The 23,089-nt window shown below is 64.6% G+C and carries 23 protein-coding genes; 6 read left to right on the forward strand and 17 right to left on the reverse strand.

Annotation, left to right across the window (positions count from 1 at the left end):
* Positions 1-343: 343 nt before the first annotated feature.
* Together ccrA and B6V74_RS05220 are read right to left on the reverse strand one after the other, a co-directional pair.
* Positions 344-1,636, reverse strand: coding sequence for a crotonyl-CoA carboxylase/reductase (gene ccrA, locus B6V74_RS05215; protein WP_075773779.1), 1,293 nt, complete (start codon positions 1,634-1,636; stop codon positions 344-346).
* Positions 1,637-1,784: 148 nt separating this feature from the next.
* The gene (locus tag B6V74_RS05220) at positions 1,785-2,090 is read right to left on the reverse strand and encodes a hypothetical protein (RefSeq protein WP_088722208.1); all 306 of its coding nucleotides are present in this window, start codon (positions 2,088-2,090) and stop codon (positions 1,785-1,787) included.
* A gap of 163 nt (positions 2,091-2,253) precedes the next feature.
* On the opposite strand from B6V74_RS05220, the gene B6V74_RS05225 reads away from it, so the two are divergent.
* From B6V74_RS05225 to B6V74_RS05235, 3 genes are all read left to right on the forward strand, one after another.
* Positions 2,254-4,236 (forward strand): protein meaA, encoded by a 1,983-nt coding sequence (locus B6V74_RS05225; RefSeq protein WP_276206141.1) that lies wholly within the window; start codon positions 2,254-2,256, stop codon positions 4,234-4,236.
* Between the two features lie 145 nt (positions 4,237-4,381).
* The gene (locus B6V74_RS05230; protein ID WP_075773782.1) at positions 4,382-5,926 is read left to right on the forward strand and encodes an AAA family ATPase; all 1,545 of its coding nucleotides are present in this window, start codon (positions 4,382-4,384) and stop codon (positions 5,924-5,926) included.
* Positions 5,927-5,976: 50 nt separating this feature from the next.
* Positions 5,977-6,693 carry an SDR family oxidoreductase gene (locus B6V74_RS05235; RefSeq protein WP_088722209.1) on the forward strand — a complete coding sequence of 239 codons (717 nt, stop codon included), beginning with the start codon at positions 5,977-5,979 and terminating at the stop codon, positions 6,691-6,693.
* On the opposite strand, the gene B6V74_RS05240 is transcribed toward B6V74_RS05235, so the two are convergent.
* The 13 genes from B6V74_RS05240 to B6V74_RS05300 form a co-directional block, all read right to left on the reverse strand.
* A complete protein-coding gene (locus B6V74_RS05240) occupies positions 6,690-7,514 on the reverse strand; it encodes a TIGR02186 family protein (RefSeq protein WP_166504624.1) in 825 nt (274 codons plus the stop codon). The two genes, B6V74_RS05235 and B6V74_RS05240, sit on opposite strands and share 4 nt — an antisense overlap.
* Positions 7,514-8,431 (reverse strand): sulfite exporter TauE/SafE family protein, encoded by a 918-nt coding sequence (locus B6V74_RS05245; RefSeq protein ID WP_075773784.1) that lies wholly within the window; start codon positions 8,429-8,431, stop codon positions 7,514-7,516. The genes B6V74_RS05240 and B6V74_RS05245 overlap by 1 nt, the downstream gene beginning before the upstream one ends.
* A 78-nt stretch (positions 8,432-8,509) precedes the next feature.
* Complete coding sequence (locus B6V74_RS05250) at positions 8,510-9,310, reverse strand: purine-nucleoside phosphorylase (protein WP_088722210.1); 801 nt, start codon at positions 9,308-9,310, stop codon at positions 8,510-8,512.
* The gene (locus B6V74_RS05255; protein ID WP_075773786.1) at positions 9,294-10,259 is read right to left on the reverse strand and encodes an ABC transporter permease; all 966 of its coding nucleotides are present in this window, start codon (positions 10,257-10,259) and stop codon (positions 9,294-9,296) included. The genes B6V74_RS05250 and B6V74_RS05255 overlap by 17 nt, the downstream gene beginning before the upstream one ends.
* Position 10,260: 1 nt before the next feature.
* Positions 10,261-11,358: an ABC transporter permease gene (locus tag B6V74_RS05260; protein WP_088722211.1), complete on the reverse strand. Its 1,098-nt coding sequence runs from the start codon at positions 11,356-11,358 to the stop codon at positions 10,261-10,263.
* On the reverse strand, positions 11,358-13,040 hold the full coding sequence (locus B6V74_RS05265) for an ABC transporter ATP-binding protein (RefSeq protein ID WP_077701331.1): 1,683 nt from the start codon (positions 13,038-13,040) through the stop codon (positions 11,358-11,360). The genes B6V74_RS05260 and B6V74_RS05265 overlap by 1 nt, the downstream gene beginning before the upstream one ends.
* The gene (locus B6V74_RS05270) at positions 13,040-14,029 is read right to left on the reverse strand and encodes a BMP family ABC transporter substrate-binding protein (RefSeq protein ID WP_075773788.1); all 990 of its coding nucleotides are present in this window, start codon (positions 14,027-14,029) and stop codon (positions 13,040-13,042) included. Before B6V74_RS05270 ends, B6V74_RS05265 begins: the two co-directional genes overlap by 1 nt.
* 153 nt (positions 14,030-14,182) lie before the next feature.
* Positions 14,183-14,608, reverse strand: coding sequence for a ribosomal protein S18-alanine N-acetyltransferase (rimI, locus tag B6V74_RS05275; RefSeq protein WP_088719439.1), 426 nt, complete (start codon positions 14,606-14,608; stop codon positions 14,183-14,185).
* Positions 14,608-15,258: a tRNA (adenosine(37)-N6)-threonylcarbamoyltransferase complex dimerization subunit type 1 TsaB gene (gene tsaB / locus B6V74_RS05280; protein WP_088722212.1), complete on the reverse strand. Its 651-nt coding sequence runs from the start codon at positions 15,256-15,258 to the stop codon at positions 14,608-14,610. Before tsaB ends, rimI begins: the two co-directional genes overlap by 1 nt.
* Positions 15,251-15,811, reverse strand: a complete 561-nt coding sequence (locus B6V74_RS05285) for a NifU family protein (RefSeq protein WP_088722213.1) — start codon at positions 15,809-15,811, stop codon at positions 15,251-15,253. Before B6V74_RS05285 ends, tsaB begins: the two co-directional genes overlap by 8 nt.
* Positions 15,812-15,881: 70 nt before the next feature.
* On the reverse strand, positions 15,882-16,340 hold the full coding sequence (locus B6V74_RS05290; protein WP_088722214.1) for a DUF2267 domain-containing protein: 459 nt from the start codon (positions 16,338-16,340) through the stop codon (positions 15,882-15,884).
* Positions 16,341-16,343: 3 nt separating this feature from the next.
* The gene (locus B6V74_RS05295) at positions 16,344-16,799 is read right to left on the reverse strand and encodes a universal stress protein (RefSeq protein WP_075773793.1); all 456 of its coding nucleotides are present in this window, start codon (positions 16,797-16,799) and stop codon (positions 16,344-16,346) included.
* 74 nt (positions 16,800-16,873) lie between these two features.
* Positions 16,874-17,740, reverse strand: coding sequence for a branched-chain amino acid aminotransferase (locus B6V74_RS05300; protein ID WP_088722215.1), 867 nt, complete (start codon positions 17,738-17,740; stop codon positions 16,874-16,876).
* Between the two features lie 198 nt (positions 17,741-17,938).
* On the opposite strand from B6V74_RS05300, the gene B6V74_RS05305 reads away from it, so the two are divergent.
* Positions 17,939-18,556, forward strand: a complete 618-nt coding sequence (locus B6V74_RS05305; RefSeq protein WP_088722216.1) for a sugar transferase — start codon at positions 17,939-17,941, stop codon at positions 18,554-18,556.
* A complete protein-coding gene (locus B6V74_RS05310) occupies positions 18,553-20,670 on the forward strand; it encodes a polysaccharide biosynthesis protein (RefSeq protein ID WP_088722217.1) in 2,118 nt (705 codons plus the stop codon). The genes B6V74_RS05305 and B6V74_RS05310 overlap by 4 nt, the downstream gene beginning before the upstream one ends.
* On the opposite strand, the gene truA is transcribed toward B6V74_RS05310, so the two are convergent.
* Complete coding sequence (truA, locus tag B6V74_RS05315; RefSeq protein ID WP_088722218.1) at positions 20,632-21,399, reverse strand: tRNA pseudouridine(38-40) synthase TruA; 768 nt, start codon at positions 21,397-21,399, stop codon at positions 20,632-20,634. The genes B6V74_RS05310 and truA overlap by 39 nt on opposite strands.
* A gap of 332 nt (positions 21,400-21,731) precedes the next feature.
* On the opposite strand from truA, the gene B6V74_RS05320 reads away from it, so the two are divergent.
* Positions 21,732-22,568: a DMT family transporter gene (locus B6V74_RS05320; protein WP_088722219.1), complete on the forward strand. Its 837-nt coding sequence runs from the start codon at positions 21,732-21,734 to the stop codon at positions 22,566-22,568.
* A gap of 4 nt (positions 22,569-22,572) precedes the next feature.
* On the opposite strand, the gene B6V74_RS05325 is transcribed toward B6V74_RS05320, so the two are convergent.
* Positions 22,573-23,055, reverse strand: coding sequence for a hypothetical protein (locus tag B6V74_RS05325; RefSeq protein ID WP_088722220.1), 483 nt, complete (start codon positions 23,053-23,055; stop codon positions 22,573-22,575).
* Positions 23,056-23,089 lie beyond the last annotated feature (34 nt).

Below are 23,089 nucleotides of genomic sequence, written 5' to 3' on the forward strand. Positions count from 1 at the left end.
GCCGTCGCCTTCATGACCGGCGCCAAAACGCCCGACGGCGCGACAGAGGCGGCCTGAGCGATGAGCACGACCGAGGCGCCCGGTCGGAATGGCCGGGCGTTTTCGTTTGGGGTTGCGTCCTTGACTTGGGGCGACCACCCCGGGCCTCGCCCGCCCCTTCCCCGGGAGGGCGCATTGGCGAGGACAGAGCGGACACGAGTGACCGACGGGTTTGCAAGATAAAGCGCCCGGGCACCGGCCGGACGAAGCGCCCACCCAAGGCTCTGACGCACCCGGAAGACCCCACACCAGAACACCCGCGCCCCTCGCGAGCGCGGGTTTCTCGTGAAACATAAATGGGTCGTCAGTCGCGGCGGCCCGCTTCCAGCGCATCCTCGAAGGTGCGCAAACCGGTTCTCGGAGCCTGAACCAGCACCGCCATATTGCCCGGCTTATGCTCGTTGCGCAGCATCTTGGTATGGGCCTGCGGGATCTGATCCCACGGGAAGACTTCGGACATGCAGGGGTCCAGACGCCGCTCTACCATCAGCTTGTTGGCCGAGGCCGCCTGCTTGAGGTTAGCGAAGTGCGAGCCCTGCAGACGCTTCTGGTGCATCCACATGTAACGCACGTCGAAGGTGCAGTTGAAGCCGGAGGTGCCGGCGCAGATCACGACCATGCCGCCCTTCTTCACCACCAGCGTCGAGACCGGGAAGGTCGCCTCGCCAGGGTGTTCGAAGACCATGTCCACGTTCACGCCCTTGCCGGTGATGTCCCAGATCGCCTTGCCGAACTTGCGAGCCTCTTTCAGCCATTCGTTATATTCCGGCGTGTTGACCGTGGGCAGCTGCCCCCAGCAATTGAACTCCTTGCGGTTGATCACGCCCTTGGCGCCCTGATCCATCACGAACTGGCGCTTGCTCTCGTCCGAGATCACGCCGATCGCATTTGCGCCCGCGGTGTTCGCGAGCTGGATCGCGTAGGAGCCGAGACCGCCAGAGGCACCCCAGACCAACACGTTCTGGCCGGGCTTGAGCTCATGCGGGTGGTGACCGAACAGCATCCGGTAGGCGGTGGCCAGCGTCAGCGTGTAGCAGGCGGCCTCTTCCCAGGTCAGGTGTTTCGGGCGCGGCATCAGCTGTTGCGCCTGCACGCGGGTGAATTGCGAGAACGAGCCGTCATGCGTCTCGTAGCCCCAGATCCGCTGGCTGGGCGAGAACATCGGATCGCCACCGTTGCATTCCTCGTCGTCGCCGTCGTCCTGGTTGCAGTGAATCACGACCTCGTCGCCGACCTTCCAGCGTTTGACCTTGTCGCCCACCTTCCAGACGATGCCCGAAGCGTCCGAGCCCGCGATGTGATAGGGCTGCTTGTGCCCGTCGAAGGGCGAGATCGGCACGCCGAGGCCTGCCCAGACGCCGTTATAGTTCACGCCAGCGGCCATCACGAGCACCAGCACTTCGTGGCTGTCGATCTCCCAGGTGTCGACGACTTCCTGCTGGAACGACTGCTCGGGCTCGCCATGGCGTTCGCGGCGGATCGCCCACGCGTACATTTTCGGGGGGACGTAGCCGAGGGGCGGCATCTCGCCGATCTCGTAAAGGTCCTTCTCCGGCGCGTCGTAGGGCGCGATCCCGGTTTCCTGATCAAGGGCCATGGCTCTCTCCTGTCAAAATCTCGCCGCGCCGCAGAATCGGGGCGGGTTGAGTAGGAGAGTTACGCATGGCCGAGTAACTTTGCAATAGTTGTAATGTATAGTTTTGAAATAATATGTCCCTGCCGTTTCGCGCGGCGCGGATCATAGATCAAAGTTCGGGGCAGCTGTAACTCCCGTCCTTGGCTCTTTTCGCTTTGACGAAACTGCCATCGCCGACGCTGCAGAGAAGCGCCCCGTCGGGGAAAGCTTCGCCTTCCTGGTTGCGCGCGTTCCTCACTGCGCCATAGGCTGCCTTGCCCCCTTCATAGGCAAGGTTTGTTGCTCCAACGGCGGTGTTGACCACCACCCGACCGCCGAGCTTGGCAGCATCCCTGGAGTTGTCGGTGACCTGCTCTCGGGTGCAGGCGGGCAGAGTGGCAGCAAGGGCGAGGGCGGGAACGATCAGCAGTTTCAAAGGGCTCTCCTAAGGTGGTCTCCCCGTCAAAACCCCGCCCTGCTACGATGCGTTCCCTTGGGGCCGCCGCCTCGCCGCGACGCAGCGAATTGACAGGATCACAAAATTGAATTTAAACCATCCCAACGCGCAACAATATTGCGCAGACAAGATTCGCACCCCGATGGAGGCCGCAATGACCGACACGATGCCCGCCAAAGACCGCCCCTGGCTGTTTCGCACCTATGCGGGCCATTCCACGGCTGCCGCCTCGAACGCGCTCTATCGCAACAACCTCGCCAAAGGACAGACGGGGCTCTCCGTGGCTTTCGATCTGCCGACCCAGACCGGCTATGACAGCGACCATGTCCTGTCGCGCGGGGAGGTGGGCAAGGTCGGTGTGCCGGTCTGCCATCTGGGCGACATGCGCGCGCTGTTCGATGAGATCCCTCTCGAGCAGATGAACACCTCGATGACGATCAACGCGACCGCGCCGTGGCTCTTGTCGCTCTATATCGCTGTGGCCGAGGAGCAGGGCGCGGATGTCTCGAAGCTGCAGGGCACGGTGCAGAACGATCTGGTGAAAGAATACCTGTCGCGCGGCACCTATATCTGCCCGCCGAAGCCGAGCCTCGCGATGATCACCGATGTCGCGGCCTATACCCGCGAGCACCTGCCGAAATGGAACCCGATGAATGTGTGCTCCTATCACCTGCAGGAAGCCGGGGCGACGCCGCAGCAGGAACTGGCCTTCGCGCTGGCGACGGCGATTGCAGTGCTCGACGATCTGAAAACCAAAGTACCGGAAGAGGCCTTCCCGGCGATGGTCGGCCGCATCTCCTTCTTCGTGAATGCGGGCATCCGCTTTGTCACCGAGATGTGCAAAATGCGCGCATTCACAGAGCTTTGGGACGAAATCTGCCGTGACCGCTACGGCGTCGAGGATGAGAAATTCCGCCGTTTCCGCTATGGTGTGCAGGTGAACTCCCTGGGCCTGACGGAGCAGCAGCCGGAGAACAACGTCTACCGTATCCTGATCGAGATGCTGGCCGTGACGCTGTCGAAGAACGCGCGCGCCCGCGCGGTGCAGTTGCCTGCGTGGAACGAGGCGCTGGGTCTACCGCGCCCGTGGGATCAGCAATGGTCGCTCAGGATGCAGCAGATCATGGCCTATGAGACCGACCTGCTGGAATATGGCGACCTCTTCGACGGTAATCCGGCGGTGACCGCCAAGGTCGAGGCACTGAAAGATGGCGCCCGCGCCGAACTCGAAACGCTCGACGGGATGGGCGGGGCGATCGCCGCGATCGACTACATGAAGTCGCGTCTGGTGGAATCGAACGCCGCCCGGATCAACCGCATCGAGGCCGAGGAGACCATCGTCGTCGGCGTGAACCGCTGGCAGCAGGGCGAGCCCTCTCCGCTGACCGCAGGCGATGGCGGGATCATGGTCGTCGACCCGGCGGTGGAGCAGGAGCAGATCGACCGGCTGAATGCATGGCGGGCCGAGCGCGACGAGGCTGCGGTGCAGGCTGCGCTGGCCCAGCTCAAGGCGGACGCGAAAGCCGGCAAGAACGTCATGGAAGCCTCGATTGCTGCCGCGAAAGCGGGCGCGACTACCGGCGAATGGGCGGGCGTGATGCGTGCGGTTCACGGCGAGTATCGCGGTCCGACGGGCGTCTCGCGTTCGCCCTCGAACCAGACCGAAGGGCTCGACGATATCCGCGAAGCCGTGGACGCGGTCAGCTCGCAGCTGGGCCGCCGCCTGAAATTCCTCGTCGGCAAGCCGGGCCTCGACGGCCACTCGAACGGCGCCGAGCAGATCGCCTTCCGTGCCCGCGATTGCGGCATGGACATCACCTATGACGGCATCCGCCTGACGCCGGAACAGATCGTCGCGAAAGCCATCGAGGACGAGGCGCATGTGGTGGGGCTGTCGATCCTGTCCGGCTCGCATATGCCGCTGATCGAGGAACTGATGGAGCGGATGCGCGCGGCGGGCCTCGACCATGTCCCGGTCGTCGTGGGCGGGATCATCCCGGATGAGGACGCGAAGAAGCTACTCAGCTTCGGCGTCGCCCGCGTCTACACGCCCAAAGATTTCGAGCTGAACCGGATCATGATGGATATCGTGACGCTCGCGACCCCGGCCGAGAAGGCGGCCTGAACGCGCAAGCCAATTGGGATCGGGAAGGGGCAGGCGTCTTCTTCTCGACCCAAATATCCCCGCCGGAGGCTCCCGGTGGCGGACCCCGCGAAAACCGCGCCCTTTCTCCCTTCCGCCCGCCAATGTGCGCGGGTAAGGTCGCGCCATGACGACCCCGATGATCCAGTTTTCCGAGGACCAGGCCGAGGCTTGGGATGCCGTTGCTTCCGCGCTCGAGGCGGCGGGGGTCGATATTCTCGAAGGCGCGATGACGCCTGAAAGCGGCAGCAAACGCGTGCTGTCGGTGATCGGCAAGGCGGGGTCGGGCAAGACGCTGCTTCTGGCGGAACTCTACAAGGCGCTGGAGGCGGCAGGGGTCGATCTGGTCTCGGGCGATTTCGAGGGCAAGCGGCGCAAGGAGAAGCGCACGCTGGCGATCCTCGCGCCGACGAACAAGGCGGCGAGCGTGTTGCGCTCGCGCGGGGTGCCCGCGACGACGATCCACCGCATTCTCTACACCCCCGTCTACGACCCGGAATACGAACGGATCGCGGAATGGCTCACCGGTCAGGGCGAGCGTCCGAAGCCTGAATTGCTGATCGAGATGGGGCTCACCGAAGAGACGCTCGACCGGGCGAAGGCCTTCTACGATCTGCACAAATCGATCCCGGCGGCGCTGGCTTCGGCGGGGTTGCGCGGCTCGGATTTCATCAATGGCTGGAAACGTCGCGAAGACCCGCTCGATATCGGTTTTGTCGACGAAGCCTCGATGCTCGACGAGCGGCAGTTCGACGATCTGCGCGAGATTTTCCCGACGCTGGTTCTGTTTGGCGACCCGGCGCAGCTCGCTCCGGTGAACCAGTCGGGCGAGATGGTGTTCGAACGGCTGCCCGACGAGCGCAAACACATTCTGCACCGCATCCACCGGCAGGCCGAGGATAACCCGATCCTCGATCTGGCGCATATGCTGGGCGACGACAGCCTGACCTTCGAGCAGTTCGAGCGCGAGATCGAGAAGGCGGCGGCGAAGGATGACCGCGTCGTCTGGGCCGAGCGGGTGGAGAGCGATCTGATGGCGCGCTCGCCGGTGCTCGTCTGGCGCAACGCGACGCGCATCCGGTTGATCCATGCCTTCCGCGCGGCCCATTCCGCGCCCGCCGACATGATGCTGCCGGGCGAGCCCTTGATCTGCGACGGGATCGAACTGCCGGTGAAGCATCGCAAGAAGCGGATCGATCTGGAGGCGCGCGGCCTGATCAAGGGTGCGCAGGTGATCTATCTCGGCCCCGGCAAGAAGCCCGGTTTTTCGCGGCTGCACGTGATGGGGGCGGAAGATCCGCGGCTTTCGGCGGCCTCGATCGTGAAGATCGAGATGCCGGACGAGGAAGAGCCGTTCATTCCGTTCGCGGCCCGGATGGGCGCCACCTTCCTGCATGGGGCGGCAGTGACCATCCACAAGGCGCAAGGCTCGCAATGGGAGGATGTGCAGGTTTTCGCGCCGGATATCTACGCGGCTTACAGGGCAGGGCGCATCGAGGCGGGTATCCCGCTGTGGAAGCGGCTGGCCTATGTCGCGATCACCCGGGCGCAGCATCGCCTGCTCTGGGTGGTGCGGGCGCGGCTGGCACGGCCCTCGGCGCCGCTGACAATTGACGACCTGCCGAAAGGCGGCGGTAAGCTGGAACTGAAAGCCGAACCGCAGGACGGATAGGGCAGGAGCCTCCGGCGGGGATATTTGAGCCAAGGCGAAGGAGGGGTGACATGGGCGTTATGATGGTGACCGGGGCGAGTGCCGGGATCGGGCGCGCGGTGGCAGAGGCCGCGCTGGCCGAGGGCTGGCAGGTCGCCTGTCTGGCACGTTCGGAAGACAAGCTGGCGGAGGTCGCCGCGAAGGGCGACGGGCTGGCGGTGGCCTGCGACGTGAGCGATGCGCAAGCGGTGGAGCGTGCCTTTGCCGAGGTGGTCGCCAGGTTCGGCCGGATCGACGTGCTGTTCAACAATGCCGGGATGTTCCCGCCTGCGGCCTTGCCCGACGAGGTTACGCTCGAGGATTGGGATGCCTGTATCGCGGTGAACCTGACGGGGATGTTTCTTTGCGCCCGCGCCGCTTTCGCGCAGATGCGCAGGCAGGCCCCGCGCGGCGGACGGATCATCAATAACGGCTCGATCTCGGGGCAGGTGCCGCGCGCGAAATCGCTCGCCTATACGACCACGAAACACGCGATCAACGGCATGACCAAGCAGATCGCGCTGGACGGGCGCGACTTCGACATCGCCTGCGGGCAGATCGACGTGGGCAACGCGCGCACCGGGCTTCTGGCGAATATGGATGCGGCGGCGGCGAAGACGGCGGAGCCTACGATGGATGTGGCGAATGTCGCGCGCTCGGTGCTGTACATGGCGTCGCTGCCGCTGGATGCGAATGTGCTCAACATGACGGTGATGGCGAGCGGAATGCCCTTCGTCGGGCGTGGTTAACGCACGAAGCGGAAGATCGCAGCGGCGGCCCAGCCAGCGAAGACCGCAAGCGCCAGTGACAAAAGCCCGTAGAGCGGCGCGTTCTCATGGGCGAGCGAGTAGAGCCACCGCTCAAGCCCGACTTTGCGCACTTCGATCGCCGATTGGTATTTGTCCACCAGCTTGCCGCCGCGCAGTAGGAAGATGCGGGTCTTGTAATCGCCCTCGATGAGGTTCGCCGGCAGCGCGAAGTCGGCGCGGAACAGTGTGTCGTCGACGATATGCACGCCGCCCGACTCCATCTTGTAGAGGCCTTGCTGCTTGCGGATATCGACCATCGCCTCGGTGAAGGGGATCGAATCCTCGACCGTGATCGGCCCGGAGAAGGCCCGCATCGCGAGCGGGATCGAGATGCGCTGCTGGATATCGGTGCGCCGCGAGAGGATGTCCTCCATCGGACCGGAGGTGGCGACGGCGTAATAACTGGGCGCGGCGGCCACGCCGACGGAGGCCGTGTTCACCCAGATGCCGAATTCGCGCGATTTGCGGCGGATCGTGACCGGGCCGAGCGGACCTTCCAGCGTCACGATCACCGCGAGTTTCTGCCCGTCGGGCTGCGGGGCCTCGCGCTTGATGGCGCCGTAGATCAGGATTTGTGACCCGTCGAAGGACGTTGTGATGCCGATATTGTCACGGCTCAGTCCCGCGACGATCTGCTCGTCTGGCTCGGGGCGATTGGTGATCGGCATCCCGGGGCGCGCGGGGAGTACTTGCCGGGTCTGCGCCAAAGCGGGCAGGGCGGCTGCGCAAAGGCCGAGGACGAGAAGAGCGGCACGGATCATCATTCGCCCCCCGATGCTATGGAGTAGAGATTGGCCGGATGCAGCACGAGGTCGAGGCCGAGCTTGCCTGCGACGATGATCACGAGAAGCGCCAGCAAAATACGAAGCTGTTCTGCCTTCAGCCGCGCGCCCAGACGCGAGCCGATCTGTGCGCCGATCACGCCGCCGACGATCAGCAGCAGCGCCAGCATCACGTCGACCGTCTGATTGGTGATCGCGTGCATCAGCGTCGTGAAGGCCGAGACGAATAGAATCTGAAACAGCGAGGTGCCGATCACGACCTTGGTCGGCATGTTCAGCAGGTAGATCATCGCCGGAACCATGATGAAACCGCCGCCGACGCCCATGATCGCCGCGAGAATCCCGACCAAGGTGCCGACCAGCAGCGGCGGGATCACCGAGATATACAGGCCCGAGGCCCGGAACTTGAACTTGAAGGGCAGCTTGTGGACCCAGGTGTGCTGCACGCGTTTCTTGCGCGCGCCACCGCCCTTGCGCTGCTTTTGCAGAGTGCGGATGCCCTCCTGCAGCATAAGTAGTCCGATCAGGCCGAGAAAGACGACGTAGCAAAGCTGCACCGCGAGGTCGATCTGGCCGAGCGCGGTGAGCAGGTTGAAGACGTAGATACCGCTTGCCGAGCCAAGAAGGCCGCCCACCAGCAGCACGAGCCCCATCGGGATGTCGACCGCCTTGCGTTTGAGCTGCGCAAGAACCCCCGAGACCGAGGAGGCGACGACCTGGTTGGCGCCGGTCGCCACCGCGACGGAAGGCGGGATGCCGATGAAGAACAGAAGCGGCGTGATCAGGAAGCCGCCGCCCACGCCGAACAGGCCTGAGAGCAGCCCCACGATGCCGCCGAGCCCCAGCAGGGTGAAGATATTGACCGAGACTTCGGCGATGGGCAGGTAGATCTGCATGGACTGCACCCGCTGAGGAGGTTGCATCGTTAGTGTCCCCGAAGGACAGGCGAAGTCAAACCCCGCCGTGCCGCAGGGTTACAACTGTTGCAGATATCGTCGCAAAACCTGCTCGAGCTTGGCTGCGCCCATGGGGGCGATCGCCTTGGTCTGCTCGTGGCTGATATTCTCCTGCGCCATGCCCGCCCCCATATTGGTGATGACGGAGACGGCGGCGACGCGCAGCCCGAGGAAACGCGCAAGGATCACTTCCGGCACGGTCGACATGCCCACCGCATCGGCGCCGAAGATCTTGGCGGCGCGGATTTCGGCGGGGGTCTCGAAGGTCGGGCCGGAGAACCAGCAATAGACGCCTTCGGGCAGTTCGATCCCTTCGGCCCGGGCCGCGGCTTTGAGCCCGGCACGGATGTTCGGGTCGTGCGCCTCGGTCAGCGGCACGAAACGCGCATCCGAAGGCTCGCCGATCAGGGGGTTGTTGCCCGAGAAGTTGATATGATCGTTCAGCATCATCAGCCCGCCGGGCTGGATGTCCTCACGCAGGCTTCCGGCCGCATTGGTCAGCAGCAGGCTTTCGCAACCGAGCTCATTGAGGATCTCCAGCGGGAGGCGCATCTCGGCGGGGTTGCCGTGTTCATAATAGTGAACCCGACCGCCGAAGACCGCGACGCGGACGCCTTCGAGCGTGCCGATCACCAGCTTCGGATTGTGGCCCGAGACGCCCGCATGGGGAAAGCCCGGAAGCTCCGAATAGGGGATCGCGACACCCTCGACCTCCTCGGCCAGATGGCCGAGGCCGGAGCCGAGGATCAGGCCGAGGCGCGGGGCCTCGTCGCCCGCGCGTTCGCGGATCAGTTGCGCGAGTTCAGCGCTCTTTGACATAGGGCTGCCCCCCTGCACGCGGCGGGATCGCCTTGCCGATGAAGCCGGCGAGGATGATCACGGTGAGGATGTAGGGCACCGCCTGCATGAACTGGATCGGCAGCGTGATTACGCCCAGATCGATGTTCGGATAGCGGTTCGAGATCGCTTCCAGCAGGCCGAAGAGCATCGTCGCGCCAAGCGCCGGAACCGGCCGCCATTTCGCGAAAATCAGAGCGGCCAGAGCGATATAGCCGCGGCCGGCGGTCATTTCCTTCACGAAGCCAGCCGCCAGACCGGTTGCCAGATAGACGCCACCCAGGCCCGCCAGAACGCCGGTGATGGCGACGGCGGTGTAGCGCATCCGGATGACCGAGATGCCCGCGGTGTCGACCGATTCCGGGTTCTCGCCGACCGCGCGCAGGCGCAGGCCGAAGCGGGTGCGGAACAGCACCCACCAGGTGATCGGCACCATCGCGAAGGCGACATAGACGAGGATCGAGTGGCCCGAGATCAGGTTCGAGTAGATCGGCCCGAAGAAGGGAACATCCTTTATCGCGTCCGCACCGGGCAGGGTGATCGGATCGAAGCGCCCGTTGCCCGAAAGCTGCGGCGTGCGGCCGCCCTGCTGGAACCAGCTTTGTGCGATCAGAACGGTAAAGCCCGAGGCAAGGAAGTTTACTGCGACGCCGGAGATCAGCTGATTGCCGCGGAAGGTGATCGAGGCGAGGCCGTGCACGAAGGCGAGGCTCATCGAGCCCGCGACACCCGCCAGAAGACCGAGCCACGCATTGCCCGTCACCGCCGCGACCGCGCCGGAGAAGAAGGCGGCCATCAACATCTTGCCTTCGAGGCCGATGTCGAAGATGCCTGCGCGTTCCGAGAACAGGCCTGCGAGGCAGGCCAGCAGCAGCGGCGTGCCGAGACGAACGGCGCTATCGAGAATTTCGATGATCGTTCCGAAATCCATCTCAGGCCTCCTTCCGGGCGTTGGCGCGCGCGACGAAGAAGCTCTCGATCGGTGCGCGCAGCATGTTGTCGAAGGCCCCGGTGAACAGGATCACCAGCGCCTGGATCACGGTAATCAGCTCGCGCGGGATCGTGGTTTCCAGCGCCAGCTCGCCGCCGCCTTGGTAGAGAAAGCCGAAGAGAAGTGCTGCAAGGAACACGCCGAACGGGTGGTTGCGGCCCATCAGCGCGACGGCGATCCCGATGAAGCCTGCGCCCTCGACCGAATTCAGCACGAGACGATGCGCTTCGCCCATCACGTTGTTGATCGCCATCAGCCCGGCGAGAGCGCCAGAGATCAGCATCGCGGCCATCACGATCTTCACCGGCGAAATGCCTGCATAGCGCGCCGCGCTTTCCGACCGCCCGAAGGCGCGAATCTCGAAGCCCAGCTTCGTGCGCCAGATCAGCACCCAGACGAGGTAGCAGGCGAGGATCGCCACGAAGAACGACACGTTCGCCGGGACCGATTTCGAGAAGAACTGTCCGACCAACGGGAAATCATGGAAGGTCGGCAGATGGGTTGCGGGCCCGAAGCGCGCGGTGGCCGGGTCCATCGAGCCGCGCGGACGCAGCACGTTGACCAGCATGTAGTTCAGCACCGCAGCGCCGATAAAGTTGAACATGATCGTGGTGATCACGATATGGCTGCCGCGCCTGGCCTGCAGATAGGCCGGGATCGCCGCCCAGGCCGCACCGAAGATCGCGCCGCCCGCCATCGCCGCGATCAGCGCGATGGTCCAATGTGGCCACGGGAAGGCCAGCAGCACCAGCGCAACGCCAAGCCCGCCCAGCGTCGCCTGCCCCTCGCCGCCGATATTGAACTGGCTGGCGTGATAGGCGACCGCGACGGCGAGGCCGGTGAAGATGAAGTTCGTGGCGTAATATAGCGTGTAGCCCCAGCCATAGGGCGAGCCGAGCGCGCCCGAGACCATGACCTTGATCGCCTTGATCGGGTCTTCACCGATCAGCAGCACCACGATCCCCGAGATCACGAAGGCGATCAGCAGGTTGAGGAGCGGGATCAGGGCCACGTCGACCCATTTCGGTGTCTTTTCCATTATTGGCTCTCCTCGGGCGCGGCGATGGTCCAGCCGTCCATGCCGCGCACGTCCTCGCCGCCCATGCCCGCCATCAGGCAGCCCATGCCGGTCTGCGTGGCGGTCTCGACGGGGCCGATGCCCATGATCTGCCCGTCGAACATGACCGCGACCCGGTCCGAGAGCGCCCGGATCTCGTCAAGCTCGACCGAGACCAGCAGGATCGCAGCGCCTTGGTCGCGCAGTTCGATGATGCGTTTGTGGATGAATTCGATCGCGCCGATATCGACGCCGCGGGTCGGTTGCCCCACCAGCAGCAGGGCCGGATCTCTTTCGATCTCTCGCGCCAGCACGATTTTCTGCTGGTTGCCGCCCGAGAAGCTTTTTGCCGGAAGGGTCGGGATCGGCGGGCGCACGTCGAAACGCTCCATCGCCTCGGCGGTGTGGGCGACGATCCCCGTATTGTCCATCACGAAGCGGTTCTTCTGATAGGCCGGATCCGAGTGATAGCCGAAGATCATGTTCTCCCACGCGGCAAAATCGAGGATCAGCCCGAGACTGTGGCGATCTTCGGGAACGTGCGAGATGCCCCGACGCCGCCGCGACTGGCCGTCGCTATGCTTGCCGGTGAGGTCGATCTCTTCGCCGTTGATGCGGATGTTGCCGGTGCCCTTGGCGAAACCGCCGAGGATTTCCAGCAGTTCGGACTGGCCATTGCCCGCCACGCCCGCAATGCCGAGGATCTCGCCCGCGCGGATTTCGAGATTGATGCCCTTGAGGCGTTCGATCCCGTCTTCGTCCTTCACGCGGAGGTTCTCGATCTCCAGTACGGTCTTGCCGGGCTGGGCTGCCGTCTTGTCGACGTTCAGCAGAACCTTGCGGCCCACCATCAGCTCGGCGAGTTGCTCGGGCGAGGTCTCGGCGGTCTTCACGGTCGCCGTCATCTCGCCGCGGCGCATCACAGAAACAGTGTCGGTGATCTCCATGATCTCGCGCAGCTTGTGCGTGATCAGAATGATCGTCTTTCCTTCCTTGCGCAGGAAATCGAGAATGCGGAACAGGTGGTCGGCCTCGGCGGGCGTCAGCACCCCGGTCGGCTCGTCGAGGATCAGGATATCCGCCTGACGATACAGCGCCTTGAGGATTTCCACGCGCTGCTGGTGGCCGACGGAAAGCTCTTCGATCTTCTCGTCGGGATCGACGTTGAGCTCGTATTCCTCGGCGAGGCGCTTGAGTTCCTTGCGCGCCTTCGACAGCGAGGGGCGCAGAAGCGCGCCATCCTCGGCGCCAAGGATGATGTTCTCGAGCACGGTGAAATTCTGCACCAGCTTGAAATGCTGGAAGACCATGCCGATGCCGGCGCTGATCGCAGCCTGGCTGTCGGGGATATGAGTGTGCTTGCCCTTGATCCAGATCTCGCCCGCATCCGCCTTGTAGAAGCCGTAGAGGATCGACATCAGCGTGGATTTCCCCGCGCCGTTCTCGCCGATGATGCCGTGGATCGTGCCGGGCATGACCCGGATCGAAATGTCCTTGTTGGCCTGCACCGTGCCGAAGGCTTTCGAGATGCCTTTAAGCTCGATCGCGGGCGCGCCCGTGGGCGTTGCGGCAGCGTGGGCCGCCTCGGCCGCATCGCTGGCGTTTTCAGTGGCAAGGGCGGCAGTTGCCTGCCGCCCCGCGTTGTTCGACTCTGTTCCGTTCATCACTCGACCGGGCAGCTGTCATCCGACATGTAGTCATGCACTTCGATCTTGCCCGAAGCGATGTCGGCTTTCGCCTGCTCCACCGCTTTTTCCATCTCGGGGGTGACGAGCGACTTGTTGTTGTCGTCCATTGCGACGCCAACGCCGTTATCGGCGAGACCCATCACCTTAATGCCCGGCTTCAGATCGGGACCGGCCGAGAACGCGTCATAGACGGCGTTGTCGACGCGCTTGAGCATCGAGGTCAGAACCTTGCCCGGGTGCAGATAGTTCTGGTTGCTGTCCACGCCGATCGACAGGACGTCGGCGTCGGCAGCCGCTTGCAGAACACCGATGCCGGTGCCGCCGGCAGCGGCGTAGATCACGTCGGCGCCTTGGCTGATCTGGGCCTTGGCGATCTCGCCGCCCTTCACGGGGTCGTTCCAAGCCGCCGGGGTGGTGCCGGTCATGTTCTGGATGACTTTCGCGTCCGGATTGGCCGCTTTCACGCCCTGCACGTAGCCGCAGGCGAACTTGCGGATCAGCGGGATGTCCATGCCGCCGACGAAACCGACGGTACCGGTTTTCGAGGCCATGCCAGCCATCAGGCCGACGAGATACGAGCCTTGCTCTTCCTTGAAGACGATCGACTCGACATTGGGCTGGTCGACGACCATGTCGACGATCGCGAATTTCGTGTCGGGATAGTCGGGGGCGACGGTGTTGAGCGTGTCGCCGAAGGCGAAGCCGGTCATCACGATCGGATTGGCACCCGACTCGGCGAGTTTGCGCAGGGCCTGCTCACGCTGAGCTTCCGACTGCATTTCCAGTTCCTTGTAGGAGCCGCCGGTCTCTTCCGCCCAACGCTTCGCGCCGTTGAAGGCGGCTTCGTTGAAGCTCTTGTCGAACTTGCCGCCCAGATCATAAATGATCGCGGGATCGGCCAGCGCGGCCCCGGCGCTCAGCGCGAGCGCGGTCGCGGCGCCGAGGAACTTGGTGAAATAGGTCATGGATTACTCCCGAGTCGTTATGGCCCTGTTGGAAAAGCCTGTTGGCGCGCTCTGTTCGGCGCGCGGACACAGCGATTTGGGCAGAGCTTGCCGAGGGGGTCAAGCGTCAAGTTGCGGATGACGCGAGGTCGCGAGACAAATTTGATTGAACGGTCAGCTTCCCGCTCTAGAGAGTGGCAGCGTAAGAACCAGCGCGTCGATGCGTTCGCCCTCCGGACCGCGGTAATAGCCCTTGCGACGGCCTGATTCCTTCCAGCCGGTCGCTGCGTAAAGCGCGCGTGCAGCATCATTCTCGGCGGAGACTTCTAGGAAGGCGCTCTCGGCCCCCAGCTCTGCGGCTTCTTGCGCGAAACGCTCGACCAACGCGCGTCCCGTGCCGTTGCGTCGCGCTTTCGGGTCGACGGCGAGGGTCAGAAGCTCGGCTTCGCCCGCGATGACGCGTCCCAGCAGGAAGCCTCGGTTCTCGTTTAGCAGAAAGGTGCCGGGACCGCGCATCAGATCCCGGAACTCAGCTTCGTTCCAAGGGCGTGGCGTGGTGAAACAGGCGGCGTGCAGTTCGGCAAGAGCTTCGGCGCGCATCAGTCGAGGATCCTTGGCGGCGGATCGGAGGGCGGGGCGGCATCTGCGGCACGCAGGTAGAGCGGCGCGGGCCGTTCGCCGGCAACCACTTCGCGCTTCGCCGCGATGCGTGCGATCGCTTCGGCCGGCGAAAAAGCCGCAGGCGCGACAGCGGCGCCGATCCGTTGGGCGACCGCTTCGGCTGCGGAGCCGATGCACGTCAGCGCGGGTTCGGTCAGCCCTTCGGGCAGCGCATCGAGATCGTGCAGATCGAGCGAAACGGGCCGGGCCATGCGAAATCCTTCGAGATAGACACGCTCGCGCGGGGCTGCGACCGCCGCAAGCACCGGGCCCTTACTACCGAATTGTGTGGCCTCGGTGATCGAGACGCCCAGAGCCGGGGCCCTCAGGCTCAGTGAAAGCCCGCGTGCGGCGGATACGGCGATACGGACGCCGGTGAAATTTCCCGGTCCGATCCCGACGCCGATTCGCGTCACGTCGCGCCAGCAAACGTCCGCCTCGGCGAGGAGTTCTTCCAGAAGCGGCACAAGCCGTTCCGCCTGACCACGTCCCATCTCTTCGTGGCGGGAAGCGAGGCAGTCTTCACCCGACAGCAAAGCGGCCGCGCAATGCGCGGCCGATGTGTCGAAGCCTAACGTCAGATCAGGCATTGACCGGACGCACCTCTGAAACCTCGGGGATGTAATGTCTGAGCAGGTTCTCGATCCCCATCTTGAGCGTCAGCGTCGACGACGGGCAGCCTGCGCAGGCGCCCTGCATGTGCAGGTAGACCACGCCACGCTCGAAGCCGTGGAAGGTGATGTCGCCACCGTCCTGCGCCACGGCCGGGCGCACGCGGGTGTCGAGCAACTCCTTGATCTGCGAGACGATCGCACCGTCCTCGCCGTCATGCTCGGCATGGCCCGAGGGCGCAGCTTCGCCTTCAATCACCGGGGCGCCGGACTGGAAATGCTCCATGATCGCGCCGAGGATCGCCGGTTTCGCATGATCCCAGCTGGTCGTGTCATCCTTCGTCACGGTCACGAAATCCGAACCGAAGAACACTCCGGTCACGCCGGGTACTGCGAAAACGCGCTTGGCCAGCGGCGATTTGGCCGCCGTCTCGGCGGAGGGGAAATCAGCGGTGCCGCTCTCCAGCACGGTCTGGCCGGGCAGGAATTTCAGCGTCGCGGGGTTCGGGGTCGTCTCGGTCTGAATAAACATCGCGTGCCTCCTTGGCTTGCCGCTGATATGCGCCTTCCGACTGAATTAATCAAGTAATCGCGGCTATGCGCTAGATGATGCGCGGCGCGATCTCGGCGGGATCGGCCACCTCCGGGCGCCAGAATGCTTCCGCTTCCGGCCCGATCCGCGCGAGAGCGGCCCCGAAGTCACGATGATTGACATGGCGCCAGAGCGCAAAGGCGGTGGCCTCGATGGCGTTATCGGGGGTCAGGTTGTGATGTGGGCGCAACGCCTGCGCTTCGCGCGTCATCTCGGTCCGGCTGCCGAACGGGCGCGGCGCTGCCATCACATCCCAGTGATACAGGAAAACCGCACGTACCACCGCAGGCAGGCAATCGGCGAAGGCGATGGCCTCGACAGGGCGCAGCCGCGCGCGGAAGGTCACGAAAACCCCCTCGATCGCCGTGTAGGTCATGTTGTCGGAATCGAGGCCCATCCGATCGCGCGCATCTGCGAGGAAAGAGGCGAACTCCTTCTGCGCATGGCGATAGGTCCAGGGCATCGGCATCGGTCAGGTGATCTGTTCGAGCTTTTCCTTCGACATCTCGCCCGGCACGATCGTCAACGGGCAGGGCAGCGTCCCCGCCTGCTTGACCATCTGCGTCACTAGCGGACCCGCGCCGCCCTTGCCTGAGCCCGCGCCGAGTACCAGAACGCCGATCTCGGGATGCTCGTCCATCACGGCGATGATCTCGGGCACCGGCTCGCCTTCGCGGATCACCAGTTCCGGCTCTACGCCCTGCCGGTCGCGCATCCATTTCGCGAAAACCTCGAAATGCGCCTCGATCCGCTCGCGGGCTTCGTCGCGCATGATCTCGGCTACGCCGATCCAATGCTGATACTCGTCGGGTGGAATCACCGAAAGGATGATCACGCCGCCGCCGGTATGGTTCGCGCGCATCGCCGCGAACCGCATCGCGTTGAGGCATTCGCGGGTATCGTCGAGCACAACCAGAAACTTGCGCATGGCTCCTCCGGGACGGGGTGTCTGCGGATCATCGCCCGGCGAGGGGCCTTTGGCAACCGCAGGGGTGTCGAGGCTCAAAGCGGCGAGCCTTGCGCCCAGTCCATATAGGCTTCGCGCGCCCGCTGTGTGCCCTTGCCGGGCGTGTAGCTGACATCGTCGAAGCCCGCGACCGGGGTGACCTTGGCGAAGTTGCCGGTCAGGAAGACCTCGTCGGCATTGCGGAAATCGTCGAGGGTCAGCACCGCTTCATGCACCGTCTCGCCGCCCTCGCGCAGAAGGCCCATGATCCGCTTGCGCGTGAGGCCTGCGAGGAAGGTGCCGTTCGGCATCGGCGTGAAATACTCGCCATCCTTTACCATCCAGACATTCGCGGTCGCGCTTTCGGCGACGTTACCCATGGCGTCCTGCACCAGCGCATTGCCGAAGCCCTTGCGCTGCGCCTCGACCAGCATTCGGGCGTTGTTCGGATAGAGGCAGCCCGCCTTCGCGTCGGTGACGTTGTCGGCAAGAACGGGACGGCGGAACTGCGTCGTGGTCAGCGTCGTCGACTTGCCGGGGTCGGGCATTGCCACCTCTTCGAGGCACAGCGCGAATCCGGTTTCGCCGGGCTTCGGCGCGACGCCCAGATCCGAGCCCGCGATCGCCCAGTACATAGGGCGCACGTAGACAGCAGCACCCTTGTCATATTTCCGCAGCCCCTCGCGCGCGATTTCGACCATCTCCTCGGGTGCGATGGTCGGTGTGATCATCAGCGCCTCGGCGGAGCGGTTGGTGCGTGCGCAATGCAGGTCTAGATCGGGCACGACCCCGTCGAAAAGTCGCGCCCCGTCAAAGACCGAGCTGCCCTGCCAAAGCCCGTGATCGGCGGCGTGCATCACGGCGATATCGCCCTCGTGCCATGCGCCTTCGAACCATGTGCGGATGTTTTTGCCGAATGCCATCGGTGCCTCCTTCGTATCGGGCGCGATCCAACCACTGGCGTCCGGCGAAGTCCATACAGCCGATTGTATCGGTGTCAGGTGCCGTGAGGTCCGGTCACATCTCATGACGGTTTGGCGTTAACCGCATCGCAACTGGAAGAGGCATAGGCTCGCGAAGGTTTCGTTTCTTCGGTGATGATCCACAGCAGGAGAATTGGCATGATCCAGGTCCGGCGCAGGCGTAAACGTCTCTTCGATCTGACACTGGCGATGCTCGCGCTACCCATGGTGGTGCCGCTGATCGCGCTGGTCTGGCTGGTCATCGCGATGGTGCAGGGGCGACCGTGGTTCCACGGGGGTGAGCGGATGCACAGTCCCACGCGTAGCTTCCGCATGTGGAAGTTTCGCACGATGGCGGCGGATCCCGGCGATTACGGCGTCTCCGGCGGACATAAAGCCGGACGGATTACGCCGCTTGGCCGGCTGTTGCGCCGCTGCCACGCGGATGAATTGCCGCAAATATGGAACGTGCTGCGCGGCGACATGAGCTTCGTCGGACCGCGCCCGCCGCTGCGCGAGGTGGTGGAGCGATTTCCCGAGCTTTACGCACAGGTGCTTACAAGTCCGCCGGGGATCACCGGGCTTGCGAGCGTGCAGTTCGCCGCGAAAGAGGCGCGGCTGATGGCATCTTGTCGTTCCGCGGAGGAGGCGCGGCGGATCTATGACCGCGTCTGCGTTCCACAGAAAGCGCGGCTTGATCTGCTGTACCAACGTCGGGCCTCGTGCTGGCTCGATCTCGCGCTGATCTGGCAAACCCTGCGCGGAGCGCGCGCATGAGTTCGGTGCTCACCGACAAGATCGCGACGCGGCTGATCGCATTGTCGCGCCCGCGAAAGGCGGCTGTCATCGCGGCGCTCGATGCGCTTCTGGCGATAGGATGCCTTGCCGCAGCAATACATTTCGCAACCACGTCGCCGGGATGGAGCCTTGGGCTCCCTTCGCCGATCTTTCTGACGGTGGGGGGTATTGTCGCCGCATCAGTGAGCCTCGGCACCGGTCTTGCCCGCTTGCCCCTGAAGGACTTCGCAAGGGACGGGGCGGGGAAGGCATTGGGTGTCTCCTGCCTTCTGGTATTTGCCCTCTGGATCAGTCCTGGATGGCGAGGTGGCGCGACCGCATTCTTCTTCGGGGGCGTGTTCCTGTCTGGCCTCGTGGCTCAACGCTGGGCTCTTCTGGGGCTGACCGCAGTGCTGTATCGCCGCTCGTACGTCGTCTCGCGCATCGCAATCTACGGCGCGACCCCGGAGGGGCTCGCGCTGGCGCGGGCGTTGCGCGATCGATCCGGTTTCCTGACCTGCGCGTTTCTCGATGACAGCCCGGTTCTGCGCGGTGCGACCTTGGACGGGGTTCCGGTTCTCGGCCACGTGACGCGCGAGGCATTGATCCGCAAGTTCAACGTCGATCGCGTCGTTCTCGCCGACCCGCTCCTGTCCACGCCGCGCAAGGCCGCGCTGGCGCGAGACATCTCGGCCCTCGGACTGCGCTGCGAGGCATTGCCGGATTTCGCGCTTCTGGTCGGTGGCGCCGATCTCGCCGCGCGGCTGCAGCCGGTGCGCTCCGAACGGTGGCTTGGTCGTTCCGAGATCACGGAAGACGATCCGCCCGACGCGGAGTTCTACTGCGGCAAAACCATGCTCATCTCGGGGGCGGGCGGTTCCATCGGGGCGGAGCTTTGCCACCAGATACTCGCCTGTCGTCCGGCGAAACTGGTCCTTCTCGAGCTATCGGAAAAGGCGCTCTTCACAATCCTCTCCGACCTGAGCCCGCTGGCGGAGCGCGCGGGCACCGAACTTGTCACGCGGCTCGGCTCTGCAGCGGATGCGGCGCTGGTGCATGAGATATTCGCGCGCGAAACGATCGACGTCGTATTCCACGCCGCCGCCTACAAACATGTCGTTCTGGTCGAGCAGAATCCCTTCTCGGGATGCGCGAATAACGTCGCCGCCACGGTCTGTCTCGCGCGCGCCGCCCGCGCCGCGAAAGTTGCGCGTTTCGTGCTGATTTCGAGCGACAAGGCGATCGCGCCCCGCTCGGTCATGGGGGCGTCTAAACGAATGGCCGAATTGGTCGTGCAGGATCTTGCGCGCCGTGCGGGCGCGACCGTCTTCTCCATCGTGCGCTTCGGGAATGTGCTCGGCTCATCCGGGTCGGTCGTGCCGATATTCGAGCAACAGATCGCGCAGGGCGGGCCGATCACGCTCACCGATCCCGAGGCCACGCGCTACTTCATGACGATCGCCGAGGCCGCGCGGCTTGTGCTGATCGCAGGGCGTTGGGAGGGCGCAGGACGGGTCTATGCACTCGACATGGGCGCGCCGATCCGGATCGGCGATCTCGCCCGGCAGATGGTCGAAGCGCGCGGGTTGCGCCTTCGCGGACCGGACTGTCCAGAAGGCGATATCGAGCTTTTGCCTATCGGCCTGCGTCCGGGCGAGAAATTGCATGAAGCTCCGGTGACCGGCGCGCGTAGCCAAGCGACCGCACATCCGAAGATTCGAGATGTCCCCGTCCCCCATCTCTCGAGACGCGAGACCGCCATGTTTCTGCGCTATCTCGACGCTGCCTTGGGGCAGCGTTGCGCGGCGCGGCTGGATGAGATCATCTCGCGTCTGCAACGGTTGGAGGGCGACGACCCTGCTTCGCCTGTCGTTCAGGTGCCCGGAGGGCCTGACGCTGATATTCAAAAAGCGCGGAATTTCGAGATCACGCCGCGCAGGCGAAGCGGAGCAATGGCAAGCCAGGTCACGCGCGCGATGAAGGAAAGTCGGAGCTTCGCCCCGATGGAAAAGCGCAAGACCTCGCTTCCAACTCAGCTGCCGATGCCGCGCGCCCCGGCCGGGGGCCAGACCGTGTCAGCCGAAGGGATCGCGGGGATAGCCGACGGCGCTTAGATAGAGGCCCTGCGGCGGACAGACCGGACCGCATGCGGCGCGGTCGCGGGCGACGAGCGCTTCGGCGACGCGCTCGGCCGGCCAAGATCCAGCACCGACCCGCTCCAGCGTGCCGACGATCGAACGGACCTGATTGTGCAGGAAGCTGCGAGCGCGCAAATGAAACCGTACCTCGCGCCCATGCAGAATATCATGTTCTTCGATCCGGATCTCGTCGAGCGTTTTGACCGGCGATTTCGATTGGCACATGGTCGAACGAAACGTCGTGAAATCATGGTGCCCGATCAGATACGACGCGCCTTCGCGCATCGCCTCCACGTCCAGCGGGTTCTGCACGCGCCAGACCAGACCGCGGTCATGGGTCGTCGGCGCACGACGTTGCACGAGCCGGAACAGGTAGCGCCGCTCCTGCGCCGAGAACCGGGCGTGGAACTCGTCGTCGACCCGGGCACAGGCGAGTATCGCCACCGGCGCGGGACGGAGATGATAATTCAGCGCTTCCGAAAGTCGGAACGGGTCCCAGTCCTTCTTCAGATCGGCATGGGCCACCTGCCCGGTCGCATGTACGCCCGCATCGGTGCGTCCCGCCGCGGCGATCGTGTGGGGGCCGGGTTCGAGCTTCGCCAAAGCGTCCTCGATCGCGCCTTGTACCGAAGGCTGATCGGCCTGACGTTGCCACCCGGCAAAGGGGCCCCCGTCATATTCGATTTTCAAGGCGAATCTGGGCATGGATCGCCCATAGCCCGAGTGCGCTGCGTTCCGCAATCCCTTCGCGCGCCCCTTCTTGCAACCTGGGAGTTCGGCGGACGGCACCGCTTTCCAGACCCGCGGCGGGGTTGCCGCCTTGGGACGAAGTATCCGATTCACTGTATCATTCGGTCGCATTCCTCGCATGTCGGTTGACTCGAGAGCGCCGTAGCCCCTTCCCCAGTTTCTTCGTGCGCCCCGCGCGGAGAGAAGCCGTTGCGGCGAGGCCAGACATCTCAGCACGGTGCGAGGCCGCTTGCCCTTGTCGTGGCCCGGAGCTACCGATTGTCGGTCGGGCAGGGAAGGGCGCGGAAATGAGTTTGACGATCATGGCGGCGGTGCTGGGCGCGGCCTTTCTGCACGCCCTGTGGAACGCGCTGATCCGGCTTGGTGGCTCGAAAATCCGTGCGATGGTGATGCTGTCGATTGCCGAGGCGGTGATCGGCCTGGCGGTCGCCCTGTCGCGACCGCTGCCGGACAGTGCCGCGCTGGGCTGGATCCTCGCCGCGGGCGTCATCCATTTTGGCTACAAGTTCTTCCTCGCCCATGCCTATGAGCAGGGCGACCTGAGCCGGGTCTATCCGATCGCGCGTGGAACCGCGCCGATGATGGTGGCGGTCGTCTCCGCCGCCTTGGCGATCGACGCGATGAGCGGGCTCGAATATGCCGGGATCGCGGTGCTGGGCCTCGGCATCGCCTTGATGGCGCGCGGCGTGTTCACCGATGGCGAGAGTCGCCGTCTGCTGCCCTACGCGATGGGCTCGGCACTCGCGACCGCGACCTACACGCTGGTCGACGGGATGGGCGCGCGCATATCGGGCGAGCCGGTGGGCTACGTCGGGTGGATAATGGTGCTGGGCGGCGTGTTCTTCGTCTCAGGTATGCTGGCGCAGCGCGGCACCGCGATGCTGCGCGCCGTGCCGCGCGAATGGGGAATCGCGACGCTCGGGGCTGCGGCGTCTTACGGGGCTTACGCGATCTCGATCTGGGCGATGACCCGCGCGCCGATCGCGCTGGTCGCGACGCTGCGCGAGACCTCGATCCTGTTCGCGGTGCTCATCGGTTGGCTCGTTTTCGGCGAGAAGATGCGGGTTACGAAGGCGCTTGCCGCGCTGCTGATCGTCTCGGGCGTGGTGCTGACGCGGGTCTGAGTGCTTAGAACCGCGGTCGACCGTCGGCGTCGCAGCTTGCGGGCATGGCCTCGTCCGAAGATCGCGCCATGAGGTGCCCGTCCGTGATCTGCAGCGGCGTGAAGGGCGGTTCCTGGATCGCGGGTTGAATCTGGCGCACCACGTAACAGCCCCCGAAGCTCTCGGTCTTTCCGTCACGTGTCCGGGCGGTCACCGTCACCGCGAGAGTCGTGTAGATAGAGCCGGCAGCGCCTTCCGACGTCATGGGGCCGACCGTGACCGAGGCCTCCGCCGTGTCGGCGTAGCCTCTCGCGAAATCCGCATAATCGCCATCCTCTTCCGGATCGGCGTAATAGCTCCAGGCGCGGGCGTATTGATGCAGCGAGATCGCATTGTAGAGCGAGCGGACCAGCGCAGCGGGGGTGGAGCGGTCGTCGAGATAGCGCGGCGCGGCGATGGCCGACTGCGCCGAGAACACGACGGCAATGAGCGCGAAAGCGTGACGCATGAGGCCTCCTGAAAACTGTTGCCGCGGACCGCCG

The organism is Thioclava sp. F42-5 (assembly GCF_002213195.1).
Lineage (GTDB): Bacteria > Pseudomonadota > Alphaproteobacteria > Rhodobacterales > Rhodobacteraceae > Thioclava > Thioclava nitratireducens.